The sequence below is a fragment of the Desulfovibrio piger ATCC 29098 genome, assembly GCF_000156375.1.
GTDB classification, from domain to species: Bacteria; Desulfobacterota; Desulfovibrionia; order Desulfovibrionales; family Desulfovibrionaceae; genus Desulfovibrio; species Desulfovibrio piger.
Map to the genome: position 1 here is coordinate 1 of NZ_DS996374.1, position 826 is coordinate 826.

Sequence of the window (826 nt, forward strand, 5' to 3'; positions counted from 1 at the left end):
CTTGTTGACAGCGAAAACGAAGCGGCGTAAACAACTGCTTCGCGCCGAGTGAATCGGTGTGGTTCATTGACAAGTGAATAGCGAACGGGAAGGAACTTTGAGATTCTGATTTCCGTCCAACGGAGATCTTTGCTACAGATTTGAACTGGAGAGTTTGATTCTGGCTCAGATTGAACGCTGGCGGCGTGCTTAACACATGCAAGTCGTACGCGAAAGGGACTTCGGTCCCGAGTAAAGTGGCGCACGGGTGAGTAACACGTGGATAATCTGCCTCTATGATGGGGATAACAGTTGGAAACGACTGCTAATACCGAATACGCTCATGATGAACTTTGTGAGGAAAGGTGGCCTCTGCTTGCAAGCTATCGCATAGAGATGAGTCCGCGTCCCATTAGCTAGTTGGTGGGGTAACGGCCTACCAAGGCAACGATGGGTAGCCGATCTGAGAGGATGATCGGCCACACTGGAACTGAAACACGGTCCAGACTCCTACGGGAGGCAGCAGTGGGGAATATTGCGCAATGGGCGAAAGCCTGACGCAGCGACGCCGCGTGAGGGATGAAGGTCTTCGGATCGTAAACCTCTGTCAGAAGGGAAGAAACTAGGGTGCTCTAATCATCATCCTACTGACGGTACCTTCAAAGGAAGCACCGGCTAACTCCGTGCCAGCAGCCGCGGTAATACGGAGGGTGCAAGCGTTAATCGGAATCACTGGGCGTAAAGCGCACGTAGGCTGTTATGTAAGTCAGGGGTGAAAGCCCACGGCTCAACCGTGGAACTGCCCTTGATACTGCACGACTCGAATCCGGGAGAGGGTGGCGGAATT

General features: G+C 52.9%; 1 rRNA gene. It reads left to right on the top strand.

Annotated features, from left to right (window positions below):
* Nucleotides 1–142: 142 nt before the first annotated feature.
* A 16S ribosomal RNA gene (locus DESPIG_RS12500) occupies nucleotides 143–826 on the top strand; the annotation flags it as partial.